We start from the raw sequence: 17,199 nt of genomic DNA on the forward strand, positions 1-17,199 counted from the left end.
CAGGCAACAATCGGCGGGCCTGGCCAGTACAAAACGTGCGTGCTGGCCTATTCGCATCGGCTGCGGATGGGATGAACTTGAGCCCGGGTTGTACATTTATTTATGCATGTACAACGTTGTACCTCGGCAAGTCGACCGGCGGGGGTTGTAGGGTGCCTCGGCAGGCCTTTAACATTTACTGGCTTTTTGAAGCACATTGAAGGAGATACCGTGTCTTTGTCCCTCTGGTTGCCTACGCCGCCTTAGCGCTACGCCCCCCTCGCAACACGCTTACCGCCCCCTGATTGCGGTTTAATTCTGCCGTGCCTGATTGATCGTCGCGGCGACCCCAAAAACTCTATTGACTACAGACGCACCTGCATGCCTCAGCGTTTGGCGCTGGGCCTCATGCCGTGCCTGCTATGGGTAAATACATGCGCGAACCTATCAAAACCGCCTGGTTATCAAACATCAGGGCGGATGTCCTTGCCGGCCTGGTGGTGGCGCTGGCCCTCATCCCCGAGGCCATTGCGTTTTCCATTATTGCCGGCGTCGACCCCAAGGTCGGTCTTTACGCCTCATTCTGTATTTGTACGGTCATCGCCTTCGTTGGCGGTCGTCCCGCGATGATTTCCGCCGCCACGGGCGCCATGGCGTTGTTGATGGTGAACCTGGTCAAGGACCATGGCCTTCAGTACCTGCTGGTGGCGTCCCTGGTGTGTGGCGTTCTGCAGATAATGGCTGGCTACCTGCGGCTGGGCGAACTGATGCGATTCGTGTCTCGCTCGGTCGTCACCGGCTTTGTGAATGCCCTGGCAATCCTGATCTTCATGGCGCAGCTCCCCGAGCTCACCGGGGTTACCTGGCCGGTTTATGCCATGACCGCGGGAGGCCTGGCGATTATCTACCTCTTCCCCCGCCTGCCCGTGCTGGGGAAACTGCTTCCTTCGCCGCTGGTGTGCATCGTTGTACTCACAGCTATTTCAATCAACATGGGCCTGAGCATCCACACAGTGGGAGACATGGGATCGTTGCCCGACAGCTTGCCGGCTTTCATGTGGCCGGATGTCCCGCTGACGCTGGAAACACTGTTGATCGTGCTGCCCTACTCTGCCGCGCTGGCCGTGGTGGGGCTGCTCGAATCGATGATGACAGCGACCATCGTCGACGACCTCAGCGACACGGGGAGCGATAAAAACCGTGAGTGCAAAGGCCAGGGTGTCGCCAACATCGCGGCCAGTCTCATCGGTGGCATGGCGGGTTGCGCCATGATCGGGCAATCGATGATTAACGTGAAATCGGGTGGCCGAACCCGCTTGTCGACCCTGAGCGCAGGGGTGTCCCTGCTGATCATGATGGTTTTCCTGGGTGACTGGCTGGCCCGCATTCCCATGGCAGCATTGGTCGCGGTCATGATCATGGTGTCCATCAGCACCTTTAGCTGGGATTCCATCCGCAACCTCAAGGCGCACCCCCTTCCAACCAACATCGTAATGATCTTCACGGTGGTGGTCGTCGTTGCCACAGACAACCTGGCGTTCGGCGTCATCGCCGGCACCTTGCTCGCGGCGATGTTCTTCGCCAACAAGATCGGGCATGACCTGGAGGTCACGTCAAGCCGCGATCCTGAACATCGTCACCGCACCTACTACGTATCAGGCCAGGTGTTCTTCGCCTCATCGGACCGGTTCTCCAAGGCCTTTGATCTCAAGGAGCCATTGGAAACGCTGGCCATTGACCTGCGCGAGGCCCACTTGTGGGACATTACGGCAGTCGCGGCTCTGGACAAAGTGGTGTTGAAGCTTCGCCGTGAAGGCGTGCAGGTGGACGTGATCGGGATGAACCGGGCGACTGCCACCCTGGTGGACCGCTTCGGCATCCATGACAAACCGGGCAGCGTTCATACACTGACGGGGCATTGACGGCCCGCGATGCGAGCTGTGGCTGTGGCTGCGGAGCGCCCGTCAAGCACCCGTCCATGCTCCGTTGTCCGGAAAGCCCCGGGGCGATGCGGCGGTACGCGCGTTCGTCCGTTCGAAGGACCTGTTGAACTTCATCGCCGCGCCGATACCGAAGATGCTGAACGATCTGCCCGTGGGCGGCCGCTCTCCCGCACAGCCGTACACGCCCTTGCTCGACCCGATGCGGGTCGAACGATGGCCTGACACTTCGCCTCCTTTTCAGGTAATGCACATGGCAGCAAAGGCTCACCTCGGTTTAAAAAATCATGAAGTTCTGGGGCATTTTCTAGACGCAGCTTCGCACCTGACCGGGGCAGCGGGCGCCATACTGATCCTGCAAGACGAAGACCAATGGCACACGGTAGCGACCCACGGCGCCGCACCGCTGGTGCGTCCGGACGAAATCACCGGCGGTTGGCTGAAGATGATGTTGTCCTACGGTGACGTCGTCGACGTAGGCGCAGCGATGCCCGCTGACACCGTACTGCCTGCCGGGCTCGATCAGATTGTCAACGCATCGCTGGTGTGCGTTGCGATCAGGGATTGCAACGCGATGCTGGCCGGAGCGGTACTGATGACAATCCCGCTGCCACATACACGACTCAGCGCCGCACACATCTACGGCCTGCAAACCCATGCCGCCGATCTTTACGACGCGCTCAAGATGGACCCGGCCAACGGGGCCGGCGCGTCTGCGGTGATCGAACGTCTGCGCTTGCTGGAGTCGGTGGTGGTCAACGCCAAGGACGCCATCCTGATTACCGAGGCGGAACCCATCGATTTGCCGGGGCCACGCATTGTTTACTGCAATCCAGCGTTCCTGACCACCACCGGTTTCAGCCTCGACGAGGTCATGGGAAAGACGCCGCGGATTCTGCAATGCCCGGAGACCGATCGCCAGACGCTGCAAAAAATCAGGGATGCGCTGCAACGGTGGGACCCTGTTGAAGTCGAGCTCATCAACACCCGGCGTGACGGCACTCAGTTCTGGGTGCAGCTCAGCATCGTGCCGGTTGCAAACGAGAAAGGCTGGTTCACCCATTGGGTTTCCGTTCAGCGCGACATCACCGAGCGCAAAGACGCAGAGCAGCATTTTCGGCAGGCTCAGCTTGATCGTGAGGAACGCGTGGCGCTCGAGTCGAGGTTGATCGAGCGAGAGCGTATTCAGGACGAGTTGTCCTACGCGGCGTTTCATGACGAGTTGACGCGGCTCAAAAACCGGGGCTATTTCATGGCCCGCATCCATTCGGCCCTAAGCAAAGGGACCACGCAGAAGCCCGGCGCGGCGACGGTGTTGTACCTGGATCTGGATCGATTCAAATACGTCAACGACGGCATGGGCCACCACGCCGGGGACAGCCTGCTGAAAAGCGTTGCCCTCCGCCTGAGCGAATGCATCGATCCCACTGCGGTGATTGCCCGCATCGGAGGCGACGAGTTCGCGATCCTGTTGACTGACGAAGGCCATCAGGAACAGGCCATCGAGACGGCCGAGCGCGTGACCCACGCCTTAAGCCTGCCGACCGCCATCGACGGGCAACAACTCTTTATCTCCTGCAGCATCGGCATTGCGACGCTGGACGTTCAGCACACCACCGCCGAAGACCTGATCCGTGACGCGGACGTGGCCATGTACGCCGCCAAGAAGAAAGGCCGTGGCAGCTGGGCCGTTTTCGACCTCTCGATGCGTCAGGCGTCGATCGACATGCTGCTGATGCAGAACGCGCTCAAGCACGCGATTACCCGCAATGAGTTCTATCTGGTGTACCAGCCGATCTTTTCCATTGCGACTGAGATGATCGTAGGCGTTGAAGCCCTGGTCAGGTGGCGCCACTCGACTCTCGGCATCATCGCGCCGGATGTGTTCATCAGCGTCGCAGAGGACATTGGCGTCATCTGCGACCTTGGGCAGTGGGTCATGCGCAGCGCGTGTCGCGAAGTCAAGAAATGGAGTGACGCCGCCGGAGCAGTCACCCTCAAGCTGAACGTCAACGTGTCCGGCGTTGAACTGAACCGCAGCGACTTCGTCACGCAGGTCGCCGAGATTATCGCCGAGACCGGATTCGATGCCCGCGCCCTGCAGATCGAGATCACCGAGTCAGTGTTCCTCCATGAGCCGGAGATTGTGGCCAAAACCCTTGAAGACCTTCGCGCTCAAGGCATCCGCATTGCGCTGGACGATTTCGGCACCGGGTACAGCTCCCTTGGTTACATCGACCGCTACCCCATTGACGCGATCAAGATCGACCGTTCTTTTGTCACGCGCATGATGAAACATGAACGCAGCGTTGCCATCGTCAACAGTATTTTGTCGCTGGGGCAGGCACTGGACCTGGCGATTGTCGCCGAGGGCGTCGAGACCCTTGGCCAGCTGGATCAGCTCAGGGAATTGGGCTGCCCTTACGCCCAGGGTTTCCTGCTCAGCCCGCCGGTGCTGGCTGAAGATGTGCTGGCGATGCTGATGACGAGCAAACGCCAGCCCCTCCCTTGATGCGTTAGCCACTTGAAGCTGCCGTTGCCAGGGCCACGTGCTGTATGAGTTGGGAGCGCTTACGCGGCTTAAACGATGTCGTCAACCACACCGCCATCAACCCGCAGCGCTGCGCCGGTAGTGGCCGATGCCTGGGGCGAGCACACGTAGACGATCATATTGGCGACCTCTTCGACGGTGGCGGCACGCTGAATAATCGAGCTGGGACGGTGCTCGGTTACGAAGGCCTTGGTCACTTCCTCCAGGGATTTGCCCGTGCGCGCCACTTCACTTTGCATCATGGCGGCAACGCCATCGGACAAGGTCGGCCCCGGCAGCACGCTGTTGACCGTCACCCCGCTGCCCGCAACCCGTTTCGCCAAGCCCCGGGCCGAGGCCAACTGCGCGGTCTTGGAGACGCCGTAGTGAATCATGTCAGCGGGGATGTTGCGTGCGGACTCGGACGACACGAACACCACCCTGCCCCATTTCCTGGCCACCATTGCCGGGAGCAGTGCGCGACTCAGGCGTACCCCTGACATCACGTTGGTCTGCCAGTAGCTGTCCCACACCTCATCTTCGGTTTCAAAAAAATCCTGGGGACCATAGATCCCGGCGTTGTTGACCAAGACGTCGATAGGCCCGGCCCCTGCAGCAGCGTTTCAACACCGCCTGCATCACTTAGATCTGCGGCGACGCCGGTAATCGTGGCACCGGCCACAGCGCTCACCAGTCGGGCAATTGCTTGCTTGACCGAGCTTTCACTGGGGCCATTGATCACCACCTCGGCACCCGCCTCGGCCAGACCTTTGGCAATCGCGAAACCGATGCCGCCGGTTGACGCGGTGACCAGCGCACGTTTGCTATTCAGCTGAATGTTCATTTCGACTCCGTCACATTTGGGTTGGGGGGCAGGGAGTACAGAACTCACCCTATTTGAGCTGCCACGGCTTGCATAGACGCAACCGCGTCTTTCGCCATCGAGTGGCCACAAGCCGCGTCTCAGAGCCTTTTGCCAGTATTTACCGTTCGTCACTCCCGGCCAATCTCTTTGAACGACAGGCCGGTACGGTCGTACTAAATCTGGCGCATATATGTCCATATCTGCACCTCATTCTTCTGGAGAACCCATGAAAGCCATTATTTACAACGGTCCTTACGACGTCAGCGTTCAGAACGTTCCCGATGCCAAAATCGAAAAGGCGACCGACGTGCTGGTCCGCATTACCACGACCAACATCTGCGGCTCCGATTTGCACATGTATGAAGGCCGCACCAGCTTCGAAACGGGCCGGATTCTGGGTCACGAGAACCTGGGCGAAGTCATCGAAGTGGGCGCCGCAGTTGATCGCGTGAAAGTGGGCGATATGGTCTGCCTGCCGTTCAATATCGGTTGCGGCTTCTGCGAAAACTGCGAGCGCGGCCTGACCGGCTACTGCCTGACCGTTAACCCTGGCAGTGCCGGTGGTGCCTACGGTTTTGCCGAGATGGGGCCTTACGAGGGTGGTCAGGCTGAACTGCTGCGCGTGCCGTATGGCGACTTCAATTGCCTGGTGCTGCCTGAGGATGCCAAGGAGAAAGAAGACGACTACGTCATGCTGTCTGACATCCTCCCAACCGGCTGGCACGCGACTGAGTTGTCCGGCTTGCTGCCGGGTGAAAGCATCGCGATCTACGGCGCAGGCCCGGTCGGACTGATGGCCGCCCATGCCGCAATGATCAAAGGTGCCTCGCAAGTCTTTGTAGTCGACAACCATCCAGACCGTCTGGCACTCGCTGCCAAGCTGGGCGCCACGCCGATCAACACGGCACAGACCCAGGCCGTGGAGCAGATCATGAATCTCACCAATGGCAAGGGCACTGACCGTGGCTGCGAATGCGTGGGCTATCAGTGCTGCGACAAGCATGGCCATGAAGCCAATCACGAAACCATGAACAACCTGGTCGCCTCCACCAAGCCCACCGGCGGTATCGGCGTCGTGGGTGTCTTCGTGCCCCAGGATCCCAACGCTGCAAGTGATCTGGCGAAGGAAGGCAAGATGGCTTTCGACTTCGGTTCCTTCTGGTTCAAGGGTCAGCAGATCCGTACCGGCCAGGCCAATGTCAAGGCGTACAACCGTCGCCTCGCCGAGCTGATCCATCATGACCGCGCCAAGCCGTCGCAGATCATTTCCCACAGCCTGAAGTTGTCCGAAGGTCCGGACGCCTACAAGCACTTTGATCAGCGGGACGACGGCTGGACCAAAGTCGTGCTCAAGCCTTCGGCATAACCCTTCTGCACCCTCCGTTGAGGCGCTGTGACACTGGCGCCTCGACGACCCTTCCCTGGCGATCCAGTTCTCCTTGATCCAGAGGCGCAAAGGCACATCCCTGCGCGGTACGAAAACTGCATTTGCTCATCCAATCGCCAATTAGATGACGCCTGACATGACGCTGGTTCGATTTTTTTCCACAAGATTGACACCCAAAGCGCTGTCCAACTCGCTAATAGGTTTCATCGCATTAGTCTGTGTACTTTTAGTGCTCGCCACCGCCTGGCAGATGCAGCAATCGGCCAATGAGCGAGTGGACGCGGCGAAAGTGTCTGTCTCGAACATAGTCCTCGCCGCCGAACAGTTGGCGCGTGACACGATGCTGCAGGCCGATAACACCTTACAGGACATCGCAGAGCGCGTAGCCCATGACGGGATCATTGCTGATCAGCAAACTCGCCTGACGACCTTGTTGGCTCGACAGGTCGAACGTATTGATGGAATTCAAGGGCTGTTCATCTTCGATGCAAAGGGGAATTGGGTTGCAAACTCTTTTTCTCAGGGCATACAGACCAAAAACAACAGTGATCGCGCTTACTTCATTTACCACCGGGACAACACCAGCCAGGCAATCCATATTGGTTCTATCGTTGAGAGCAGAACCACCGGAGAACTGATCATCCCCATCAGCCGCCGCATTGAATCCTCTGACGGAACATTTGCGGGCGTCGCGCTCGCCACGATTCCTGTTGCCTATTTTCAAAGCTTTTTCAAACGGGTTGACATCGATAACGACGGGGTCATCTTCCTCGCTCTCGACAAAGGCGAATTGCTTGCACGGCGTCCAACGGTGGATGCGCTGATGACAACCAATATTTCAAAGGGAGATATTTTCAGTCGCTATCTTCCCCATAGTGATAGCGGCACTGCGATTATCAAGTCGGTGGTGGATGGTGTAGAGAGGATATATGCCTATCGTCGTCTATCGGGACTGCCCATCGTCGCAGCGGCAGGCATCTCATATCAGCAAGTGTTCGCGCCGTGGTGGTCTTATGTTTTCCACTCCATGACCGTTATGGCGGTGATCATTTTAGCGCTGGCGTTGCTGGGCGGGTTGCTGTACCGCCAGATCCAGCAGCTGCTGGTTGCAGAAAGCGAACTTAATGCGGCGCAGGACAAACTGGAAATCATTGCAATGACGGACAGTTTGACGTCATTGGCCAACAGGCGAAGTTTCGATGTTGCCCTTAAGAAAGAATGGGGCCGCGCGCTCAGAAACCAGTCAAGTCTTGCCGTGATCCTGTTGGACATAGACTGGTTCAAACAATACAACGATCACTACGGCCACCTGCCGGGCGATGACTGCCTCGTTGAAGTGGCTGCACTCATTGCGCAAAGTGCCAGCCGGCCTTTCGATATAGCCGCTCGTTACGGCGGCGAAGAATTTGTGATTTTGCTTCCTGAAACGGAGCTGGCGGGTGCCATTGTGGTGGCTGAAAAAGTGAGACGCTCGATAGAACAGGCGCAGATTCAACATTCAACAAGCGCCCTGGGCATCATTACGATCAGCGCTGGCGTCGTCGCGGTATCCCCGACTGACAAAAATAGCCACAGAGACAGCATGGCCGAGGCTGACCGTCTGCTGTACTGCGCAAAGATTAACGGGCGCAATTGTATAGAAGCCGCTTCATACCAGCGCGTCCCATCGGTGGTTTGCTGTGAATCGAATGGTGGATGATCGCGCTCAGGGTTGATGCGCGGCTGAATCCCCAGGCGCTCAGGGCTATGTCAAAGGCGACGGTCATCCGCGCATCAACCGGTCATGCCCCTGTCAACGGGAGGCCCCCAGGCTTCCGCGCATTTCGGCAATCATGTCCAGCAAGATGATTTTGACCGCCTGGGCCGGCACCGACAGCGGCAGATGCCCGGACAGGCACAGCGCCAGAGGCGCCTCGATCTCGGGTTCGACGATGCGGGTCAGGTGCACGTCCTGGTGCTGCTGCATCGCCCGCGCGGCGGACTCGGGCAGCACGGTCGATCCGAAGCGTTCGGCAACGGCGGTTGCAAGGGTCGAGGCCGATTCGACTTCCGCGATCACCTTCGCGCTGAGGTTGAGTTTCATCAGTGCATCGTCCACCAGCCGCCGCATGATGTTGTAGGTGCGTGGCAGCAGCAGGTCGAGCCCGGCCAGTTCGGTCAGCGGAATGCTCGGCCGGGCAGCAAACTGCGGATCGGCGCTGACCAGGTACAACTGCTCGCGCAGCAGGGGTGTGAAGCTCAGGCCGTGGATTTCGCGACCGCCGTACAGCACCGCCATGTCCATGCGCCCGTTCATGATCAGCTCACTGAGGGTGGTGCCGAAGTTTTCGTTGAGGTAGAGAAGGATCCCCGGATGCTGCTCACGCACGCGGCGCAGCAGCGGCACCGACAGCGCCGAGGCCGCCGTGCCGGGCGCCAGCCCCACCGACACCTGGCCTGACAACGCGTGGCCGGTGGCGTTGACATCGCTTTGCGCCTGTTCGCATTGACGCAGGATCAACTGCGCATGCCCGTAGAGGACCTTGCCGGCTTCGGTCGGGGTCACGCCGCGCTTGGTGCGGATCAGCAACTGCTGCTGCACCTCGGTCTCGAGCGTCACCAGCTGTTGGCTGAGTGCCGGTTGTGCGATGTGCAGGACGTTGGCCGCCTGGGTCATGCTGCCGATGTCGACAATCTTGACGAAGTACTTCAAACGGCGAAAATTCACGCGGTCACACCTTTGTTTAAGATCATTGCCTTGCCAGAGCAAGAGCCGCGCCAGCCGGTGAAATCCAGGCCCACGCGCAGGTCATCGCCTTTACCTATGGCCCGCGCCGGGCGCTCCAGCATCGAACCCGCACGCGGCACCCTCCTCCCTCCCACCAAATTGGTGCAGCCCGGCCCCCTGGGTGCGTCATAAGGAGGCCTTATCCGTCCAGAACAAAGACGTCTTTCTGCCTGCGCGCCTCAGCTCTTAAATTAGCCTACCGACACCCGAGGAGCGGCCGCATGCCTGCCTGTCATCCGTATCGTAGCACCCGCCCATGACCCGCGCTGAAACCCGACCTTTGACGTTTCGCCAGGCACTGCTGGCCATGCTCGGGGTCTCGCTGGTGCTGATGTTGTCGGCCCTCGACCAGACCGTCATCGGCAACGCGCTGCCCACTATCGTCAGCGAGCTGAACGGTTTTGATCTGTACGCCTGGGTGGCAACCGGCTACCTGCTGACCTCGATCGTGACCATTCCGATCTTCGGCCGCCTCGGTGATTACTACGGGCGCAAGCCTTTCGTCATCGCCGCCACGCTGATCTTTATCTTCGCCTCCGTGCTGTGCGCGCTGGCCAACGGGATGGTTGCGCTGGTGGCCGGACGCGCGCTGCAGGGCATCGGCGGCGGCATGCTGGTCGGTACGGCATTCGCGTGCGTCCCTGAACTGTTTCCCGACACCCGCCAGCGCCTGCGCTGGCAGATCATGCTCAGCGCGCTGTTCAGCGTGGTCAACGCCATCGGGCCGGGGCTGGGTGGTTTCATGACCGCGCATTTTGGCTGGCGCTCGGTGTTCTGGCTGAACCTGCCGCTGGGGGCGCTGGCGTTGTATTTCGCCTGGCGCCATCTGCCGTGGTACCGGCCGGCCGCCACCGGGACGATTCGCATGGACTGGACCGGGGCGGCACTGATCGCGCTGGGCCTGGGCGCTCTGCAACTGTTCGTCGAATGGCTGGGGCATTCCAGCGCGGCGGTGTGCACGGCGCTGGGCGCTATCAGCCTGGCGGCGTTCACGGCGCTGTGGTTTCAGGAACGACGCAGTGCGGCGCCCCTGCTGCCCGGTCCGCTGTTTGCCGATCAGAGCATGCGGGTGCTGTTCATCCTCGCGCTGGTGGCCGGCGCGGTGATGTTCACCCTCTTGTTTTACCTGCCGCTGTTGCTGCAAGGGGGCTATGGCTATTCACCGCAACAGGCCGGGGTGCTGATTACGCCCCTGGCGTTGAGCATCACGCTGGGGGCGATCGTCAACAGCCGGATCATGACGCGACTGCGCAACCCCAATCGCCTGCCCCAGGCCGGTTTTGCCACCCTGGGAGGCGCCTGCCTCGGCCTGGCGCTGGTCGGCCCGAGCGCGGGATTCAACACTTTGCTGGTGTTGATCCTGCTGGCGGGCCTGGGCCTGGGGTTCATCTTTCTCAACCTGTCGGTGTTCACCCAGACCCTGGTGCAGCGACAGTATCTGGGCATCGCGACCGCGCTGCAGCAATCCCTGCGACTGGTTGGCGGTCTGCTGGGCACGGCGTGCATGGGTGCGCTGGTGAACGTGCTGTATGCCTGGCACCTCGGCCGCTTGCTGACCCAGGCCGGTCAGACTCAGGCACTGTCGTTGCTGAGTGATCCGCAAGTGCTGTCCCAGGGTGCGAACGCGCCAGGTCCTGCACTGCTGACGCTCGGACGCACGGCATTGGTCGAGGCCATGTCCATGGGGCTGGCGACCTGCGCCGTGCTGACCGTCGTCGCGCTGTGGATATTGCGGCGGCTGCCCACGGTGCAACTGATGCCCGCTCCAGGTCAGGCGGCAGGCGCCACGTCATGAACCCGACCCTTTTCTCATCCCCCTGCGCTACAGGAATTTCCCCATGAACAGCAGTCCGCAGCCGCTCGGTGCCTCCCCTGCCCCCGCGCTGCTTTTGACCGACGGGCCCGCCAAGGTCTCGATGATCGGCAGTCGTGCGTTTCTCATCGATGCTCCGGGCGATTTCGATCTGGCCGCGCAACGGCGCATCTGGGCCTTGAGCAACGCGCTGCAGCGCGAAGACGATATCGAGGAGCTGGTGCCGGGCATGACCAATCTGCTGGTGGTGCTCAAGCAAACGCCTCCCGCGCCGGACCTGATTATCGAACGACTCCGCGAAGCCTGGCGCCTGGCGCGAGAGCTCGACCGACCGGGCCGGCTGATCGAGATTCCGACCTGCTACGGGGGCGAACACGCCATCGACCTGGCGGCCATCTGCGACTTTTCCGGGCTGCCCGCCGCCGAGGTGATTCGTCGTCATCATCAGGCGACTTACACCGTGTTCGCGGTCGCCAGCGCGCCGGGCTTCGGCTATCTGGCAGGCCTCGATCCGGCCATCTACATGCCACGCAAGAAGGTCCCTTCGCTGAACATGCGCAAAGGCATGGTCACCATCGGCGGCATGCAATCAGGGCTTTCGGTACTCGACGGCCCCAATGGCTGGAACGCCCTGGGCAGCGCCGATCTGGCGATGTTCGACCCCTATGCCAGCGTTCCCGCCACCCTTGCACCGGGTGACACCGTACGTTTTTTGCCTGAAAGGATCGAACTGTGATCGAGATTATCGCCAGCGGCCCCCTCAACACGGTGCAGGACCTCGGGCGCCGCGGTTATCGCAACATCGGCGTCGCAACCGCCGGTGCCATGGACCCGGTCGCCCTGCGGGTCGGCAACCTGATGCTCGGCAACGCCGACAACTGTGCCGCCATCGAAATCCAGACCTTTCCCTTCAAGGTGCGCTTTACCCGCACCTTGGCAATCGCGCTGACCGGTGCTGACTGCAAGGCGCGTCTTGATGGCCAACCCATGCTGCCCTGGTGGGCTTGTACCGTGCAGGCCGGTCAGGAACTGGAGCTCAGTTTCCCCAAGGGTGGCGCCCGTGGCTACTTGTGTGTCAGCGGCGGTATCGACGTGCCGGTGCTGATGGGCTCGCGCAGCACGTCGCTGCGGGGCAACTTCGGCGGTCACGAAGGCCGGACTCTGACTGCCGGTGACACGCTGGCGGTGCTCGACGGACCTCTGCCAGCGTTGCCAGCCGGAGGGTTTGGGGTGACACCGCCAGGCCAGGCCTTGCGCGAGCACTTCCCGGTGGACGACGATGGGACGCTGCTGCTACGGGCGATTCCGGCGGGTGAGTACGCGTTGTTCCAGGCCGATGCCGAGCGCTTCTGGGCGCAGAGCTGGAAGATCTCGGCGCAGAGCAATCGCACCGGCTATCGCCTGTCAGGGCTGGCGATCCAGCCGGAAACCGTGGTCGAAATGCGTTCCTATGGACTGGTGCCCGGTATCGTCCAGGTCCCGCCTGCGGGGGAGCCGATCATTCAGATGAGCGACGCCAACACCGCTGGCGGTTATCCGAAGATCGCCGGGATTATCGAGGTGGACCTGTGGCGGTTGGGGCAGGCAGCGATCGGCAGCAAGATTCGTCTGGTCAAGGCAGACACCCAGGATGCAATCGCTGCCGAACAGGCGCTTGGAGGGTATTTGCAGGGGGTGGGCCGGATGCTGCAGGCGCTGGCCCTGCGCTGATAGAAGGCGGGCTTGCCGGCAACAGGGCATTGGCGGGCCCGTCGCCGACAAGCCAGATCAAATCAACTCAAATCACTTCAGCCCCGCACAGAACTCGGCGATGCGGTCACAGCCTTCGCCGAGCACGTCGAGGCTGGTGGCATAGGACAGCCGGAAGTACGGACTCATGCCGTAGGCAGCGCCCTGCACCGTGGTCACATGGTGCTCCTCCATCAAGGCCATGACGAAATCCGTGTCGTTGCCGATTCGGCGGCCACCGCGGGAGGTCCGGCCAATCAGCGCCGAGATGTTCGGGAACAGATAGAACGCGCCTTCCGGCTTGTGGCACTGCAACCCGGGAATATCCGCCAGCCGCCCGAGGACGAAATCGCGGCGCTGCTGGTAGATCGCCGCGCGCTCCTTGAGCAATTGCTGAGGGCCATCGAGCACGGCAATCGCCGCCGCCTGGGTCAGGGTGCAGATCCCGCCGCTGTTCTGGGTGTTGACATTGCTCATCGCTTTGACCAGATCCGCCGGGCCACCGCAGAAGCCCATGCGCCAGCCGGTCATGGCATACGCCTTGGACACACCGTTGACGGTCAACACGCGGTCGAGCAGACGCGGTTCGACGTCCCCGATGGTGCAGAACTCGAAATCGTCGTAGATCAGGTGCTCGTACATGTCGTCAGTCATGATCCACACGTGCTCATGACGCAGCATCACCGACGCAATGGCGGCCATCTCGGCCCGCGAGCACGCCGAACCCGTCGGGTTGCTCGGGTAGTTGAGCAGAAGCCATTTGGTCTTCGGCGTGACGGCCGCTTCGAGGTCTTCGGGGCGCAGTTTGAAGGCATTGGCCTGGGTGCAATTGACCGGCACCGGCACCCCCCCGGCGAACTTGACGATGTCGGCGTAGCTGATCCACGCCGGGGTGGGAATCAACACCTCATCGCCCGGGTTGATGGTCGCCAGCATGGCATTGAAGATGATCTGCTTGCCGCCGCCCGCAGTGAGGATCTGGGTAACGTCGTAGTCGAGATCGTTATCGCGCTTGAACTTGCGCTGAATCGCCGCGCGCAAGGCCGGCGTGCCGTCGGTGGGCGGGTATTTGGTGTCACCGGCACGGGCCGCCGCATAGGCGGCCTCGATGGCGTGCTCGGGCGTGGGGAAGTCGGGCTCGCCGGTCGACAAGCCAATGACCTTGATGCCTTGGGCGGCCAGGTCACGGGCTTTCTGGGTCATGGCCACGGACGCGGAAACGGAAACGTTTTTCAAGCGATCAGCGATAGCAGGCATTGTCATCAGTCTTCGTGGTTGCGGGATCGGGGGGGCAAACCAAGCATAAAAGCAAACGTCCGACGGGCTCCAATAGCGCTTTACTGTGGTGACATAACCTAAATGGATGGCCCCCTTCACCGTGCCGCAGATACACCAAGGCCCGGCATGATTGCCGGGCCTTGGTGGCGCGAGTCAGCCTGGGCGCTTATTGCGTGGCCGAGCCGCCCGAGGTCTGCTTGATCAGCGTCAGGGCCTTCTGACCGCTGCGCGCGCAGTTGTCCAGATCACCCTTGGCCTTGTAAGCCTTGGCCTCGGCGATCAACTGATTGACCTCGGACGAAGGCCCTGTCACGGACGCAGGCTTGGTGATCGCCGCTTGATCAGTGAGTTTCTGCAATTGCAGAGAGCACAGGTCCTCAGCGGCCATCGCACTGCCTGTAGCCATCAGCGCAGCAACAGCGATCAATCGTTTCATTGCGCAATCTCCCTGGACTTATTGATAAAACCGGCCCGCCATCGGGTGGTCATTCAAGCGGTTCGAACTTCAGCGCGCTGAGCTTCTGCACCTTCTCTTCGCGCACCATCTTGTATTCGGTGTTTGGCCCGATCCACTTGGCCCAGATCTGGTCGATCTCGCCAGCGGTCTCCATGGCCATCAGCGCGTCGTTGACCTTCGCCAACAGGGCGGGCTCTTCCAGGCGCATGCCGACGCTCACCGGTTCAAGCGCCATCGGCTCTTTGACGATGCCCAGCTCGACACCGCCGGCCCCGGCCTGAGCGACCAGCTTGGCCGCCGACATGGCATTGGTCACCACGCCCAGCACCTTGTTCTGCTGCACCGCCAGGTACGCCGAACCAGTGTCCTGGAACGTCACCGGGGTGGCCTTGGCCATGCGAATCGACTGCTCGGAGGTCGAGCCCTTGGTGGCGCTGATGCGCTTGCCTTCGAAGTACGAACGCGGTTGGTCCGCCAGCGGCTTCTTGACCACGAGCATTTCCTTGGCCACGTAGTAAGGGTCGCTGAACTGGATCTGCTGGGCGCGGGTCTTGGTGTACGCCAGGTTGGCGATGACCACATCGACGCGGCCCATCTTCACTTCCGGCACCCGTGCTTCCCCCGACAGCGGTTTGAGTTCCACCTTCACGCCCAGATGCTTGGCCAGCGTGGTGCACAAGTCCACGTCCATGCCTTCGAGCACGCGGGTTTGTGGATTGGGCGAAGAGAACGGCGGCACATCGGAGTAAACGCCGCAGCTCAGGGTTTGTTTCGCCTGGATATCCGCCCATTGATCGGCGTGAGCCGCCATGGCGATTACCGGGGTGACGATCAGGGCCAGACAGGCCGATTTGATACGCATGTATCCATCCTCAAAAAATGGTGTTGTGTGGGCGGCAGCCTGAGCGCGCGGGTATGCCGCGCAAGGGTCGTGGGCGGCTCTGACGGCGCCTCAATGAGAACGTAGATCGCTGATGAAACGTTGCGCGCGAGGGTGCGCGGGCTGGCTGAAAAACACCTCGGGCGTGGTTTTCTCGAGGATCTGCCCGGCGTCCATGAACCAGATGGTGTCCGCCACTTCGCGAGCGAAGTGCATCTCGTGGGTCACGCACATCATGGTCATGCCCTCCTTCGCCAGCCCGCGCATCACGCTCAGCACTTCCCCGACCATTTCCGGATCGAGGGCACTGGTGGGTTCGTCGAACAGCATCACCGGCGGCTCAATGGCCAGCGCCCGGGCGATGGCCACGCGCTGCTGCTGCCCGCCCGACAACTGCCCGGGATAGGCACCCGCCTTGTGGGCCATGCCGACACGATCCAGCAGCTCCATCGCCTGCTTCTTCGCGGCCGAGCCCTTGATGCCTCTGACCTTGGTCGGCGACAGCACGACGTTGTCGAGCACCGAGAGATGCGGGAACAGGTTGAAGCTCTGGAACACGAAGCCGATGCGGCTGCGCAGGCGATTGACGTTGGCATCGGTGCCGTGGATGTCGTGGCCTTCGAACAGAATCTGTCCGCCCTGGATGGCCTCCAGGCGATTGACTGTACGGATCAGGGTCGATTTGCCCGAGCCCGAAGGGCCGCAGACCACCACCACTTCACCTTTGGAGATCTCCGCGTTGATGGTGGTAAGGGCACGGTACTCGCCGTACCACTTGTCGATGTTGGAAAACGTGATCATGGGTTTCATGGCGATTACCTGGGCAGATCGGTGGAAGCGAGTTCGGGAATGGCCTTGGCGGCAGATGCTCTGCCGTTATCGCCCTGGCGCTTGCGCTCGATGCGATGTTCCACGGCACCGGCCAGCCGGGTCAGGCTGTAGCAGATGCAGAAGTAGCTGATTGCCAGAATGAAATAGACCTGGAACGGTTTGGTCAGCAGCTGGTTGTTGACCTGATTGGCCGAGAAGGTCAGCTCCTGCAGGTTGATGATGTAGCCCAGCGTGGTTTCCTTGATGATCGAGACGAACTGGCTGATCAGGCTCGGCAAGGCGTTGTAGAGCGCCTGCGGCAGGATCACGTAACTCATCGCCCGCCAGTAACCCATGCCCAGCGCCCGGGAGGCCTCGTACTGACCCGTGGGCAGCGCTTGGATCCCGCCCCGCACGATCTCGCTGAGGTAAGCGCTCTGGTAAATCACCAGCGTGCACAGCATGGTGGTGAAGGCGCTGATGTTATGGCCGATCAGCACCGGCACCAGAAAGTAGGTCCAGAAGATCACCAGCAACAGCGGGATGCCGCGCAGCACATACACCCAGACGAATGCCGGGTAGCGCAGCGCGCGGAACGGCGAGATGCGCGCCATGGCCAGCAGAATGCTCAGCGGAAAGGCGATCACCAGCGCCAGTGCCGACAGCACGAGGGTGTTGACCAGGCCGCCCATCGGCCCGCTTGGGTACTGGCCGATCAACAGCAGTTCCCAGTTGCCCCGCAGGATAGTAAAGACATCGAACATG

13 protein-coding genes and 1 pseudogene are annotated in these 17,199 nt (G+C 61.1%); 7 read left to right on the forward strand and 7 right to left on the reverse strand.

Annotated features, from left to right (window positions below):
* Positions 1-413: 413 nt before the first annotated feature.
* Together AC07RO_RS05950 and AC07RO_RS05955 are read left to right on the forward strand one after the other, a co-directional pair.
* Positions 414-1,901 carry a SulP family inorganic anion transporter gene (locus AC07RO_RS05950; RefSeq protein ID WP_495085537.1) on the forward strand — a complete coding sequence of 496 codons (1,488 nt, stop codon included), beginning with the start codon at positions 414-416 and terminating at the stop codon, positions 1,899-1,901.
* A gap of 271 nt (positions 1,902-2,172) precedes the next feature.
* On the forward strand, positions 2,173-4,431 hold the full coding sequence (locus AC07RO_RS05955) for a putative bifunctional diguanylate cyclase/phosphodiesterase (RefSeq protein WP_495085538.1): 2,259 nt from the start codon (positions 2,173-2,175) through the stop codon (positions 4,429-4,431).
* 68 nt (positions 4,432-4,499) lie between these two features.
* Here AC07RO_RS05955 and AC07RO_RS05960 read toward each other — a convergent pair.
* Positions 4,500-5,293 (reverse strand): annotated as a pseudogene (locus AC07RO_RS05960) (SDR family NAD(P)-dependent oxidoreductase).
* A gap of 247 nt (positions 5,294-5,540) precedes the next feature.
* On the opposite strand from AC07RO_RS05960, the gene AC07RO_RS05965 reads away from it, so the two are divergent.
* Positions 5,541-6,680, forward strand: a complete 1,140-nt coding sequence (locus AC07RO_RS05965) for a glutathione-independent formaldehyde dehydrogenase (protein ID WP_192174678.1) — start codon at positions 5,541-5,543, stop codon at positions 6,678-6,680.
* 157 nt (positions 6,681-6,837) lie between these two features.
* On the forward strand, positions 6,838-8,400 hold the full coding sequence (locus AC07RO_RS05970) for a sensor domain-containing diguanylate cyclase (RefSeq protein ID WP_495085539.1): 1,563 nt from the start codon (positions 6,838-6,840) through the stop codon (positions 8,398-8,400).
* A gap of 93 nt (positions 8,401-8,493) precedes the next feature.
* Here AC07RO_RS05970 and nac read toward each other — a convergent pair whose 3' ends face one another.
* Complete coding sequence (nac, locus tag AC07RO_RS05975; RefSeq protein WP_423571483.1) at positions 8,494-9,408, reverse strand: nitrogen assimilation transcriptional regulator NAC; 915 nt, start codon at positions 9,406-9,408, stop codon at positions 8,494-8,496.
* A gap of 316 nt (positions 9,409-9,724) precedes the next feature.
* Here nac and AC07RO_RS05980 point away from each other — a divergent pair, with 316 nt between their 5' ends.
* Genes AC07RO_RS05980 through AC07RO_RS05990 form a run of 3 tightly spaced genes read left to right on the forward strand, consistent with a single transcriptional unit; the run spans position 9,725 to position 12,991 of the window.
* Positions 9,725-11,263 (forward strand): MFS transporter, encoded by a 1,539-nt coding sequence (locus AC07RO_RS05980; protein ID WP_495085540.1) that lies wholly within the window; start codon positions 9,725-9,727, stop codon positions 11,261-11,263.
* A gap of 43 nt (positions 11,264-11,306) precedes the next feature.
* The gene (gene pxpB, locus AC07RO_RS05985; RefSeq protein ID WP_495085541.1) at positions 11,307-12,017 is read left to right on the forward strand and encodes a 5-oxoprolinase subunit PxpB; all 711 of its coding nucleotides are present in this window, start codon (positions 11,307-11,309) and stop codon (positions 12,015-12,017) included.
* Positions 12,014-12,991, forward strand: a complete 978-nt coding sequence (locus AC07RO_RS05990; RefSeq protein ID WP_495085542.1) for a 5-oxoprolinase subunit C family protein — start codon at positions 12,014-12,016, stop codon at positions 12,989-12,991. The genes pxpB and AC07RO_RS05990 overlap by 4 nt, the downstream gene beginning before the upstream one ends.
* A gap of 72 nt (positions 12,992-13,063) precedes the next feature.
* On the opposite strand, the gene AC07RO_RS05995 is transcribed toward AC07RO_RS05990, so the two are convergent.
* The 5 genes from AC07RO_RS05995 to AC07RO_RS06015 all read right to left on the reverse strand — a co-directional run bounded on the left by AC07RO_RS05995 (position 13,064) and on the right by AC07RO_RS06015 (position 17,198).
* Complete coding sequence (locus tag AC07RO_RS05995) at positions 13,064-14,272, reverse strand: pyridoxal phosphate-dependent aminotransferase (protein WP_495085543.1); 1,209 nt, start codon at positions 14,270-14,272, stop codon at positions 13,064-13,066.
* A gap of 181 nt (positions 14,273-14,453) precedes the next feature.
* Complete coding sequence (locus AC07RO_RS06000) at positions 14,454-14,723, reverse strand: PA2433 domain-containing protein (protein WP_495085544.1); 270 nt, start codon at positions 14,721-14,723, stop codon at positions 14,454-14,456.
* Between the two features lie 49 nt (positions 14,724-14,772).
* Positions 14,773-15,606 carry an ABC transporter substrate-binding protein gene (locus tag AC07RO_RS06005; RefSeq protein WP_423571488.1) on the reverse strand — a complete coding sequence of 278 codons (834 nt, stop codon included), beginning with the start codon at positions 15,604-15,606 and terminating at the stop codon, positions 14,773-14,775.
* Between the two features lie 90 nt (positions 15,607-15,696).
* A complete protein-coding gene (locus AC07RO_RS06010) occupies positions 15,697-16,425 on the reverse strand; it encodes an amino acid ABC transporter ATP-binding protein (RefSeq protein WP_495085748.1) in 729 nt (242 codons plus the stop codon).
* Between the two features lie 14 nt (positions 16,426-16,439).
* The gene (locus AC07RO_RS06015; protein ID WP_192174672.1) at positions 16,440-17,198 is read right to left on the reverse strand and encodes an amino acid ABC transporter permease; all 759 of its coding nucleotides are present in this window, start codon (positions 17,196-17,198) and stop codon (positions 16,440-16,442) included.
* Between the last annotated feature and the right edge of the window lies 1 nt (position 17,199).

It is taken from the genome of Pseudomonas sp. GW821-FHT07F05 (assembly GCF_059418765.1).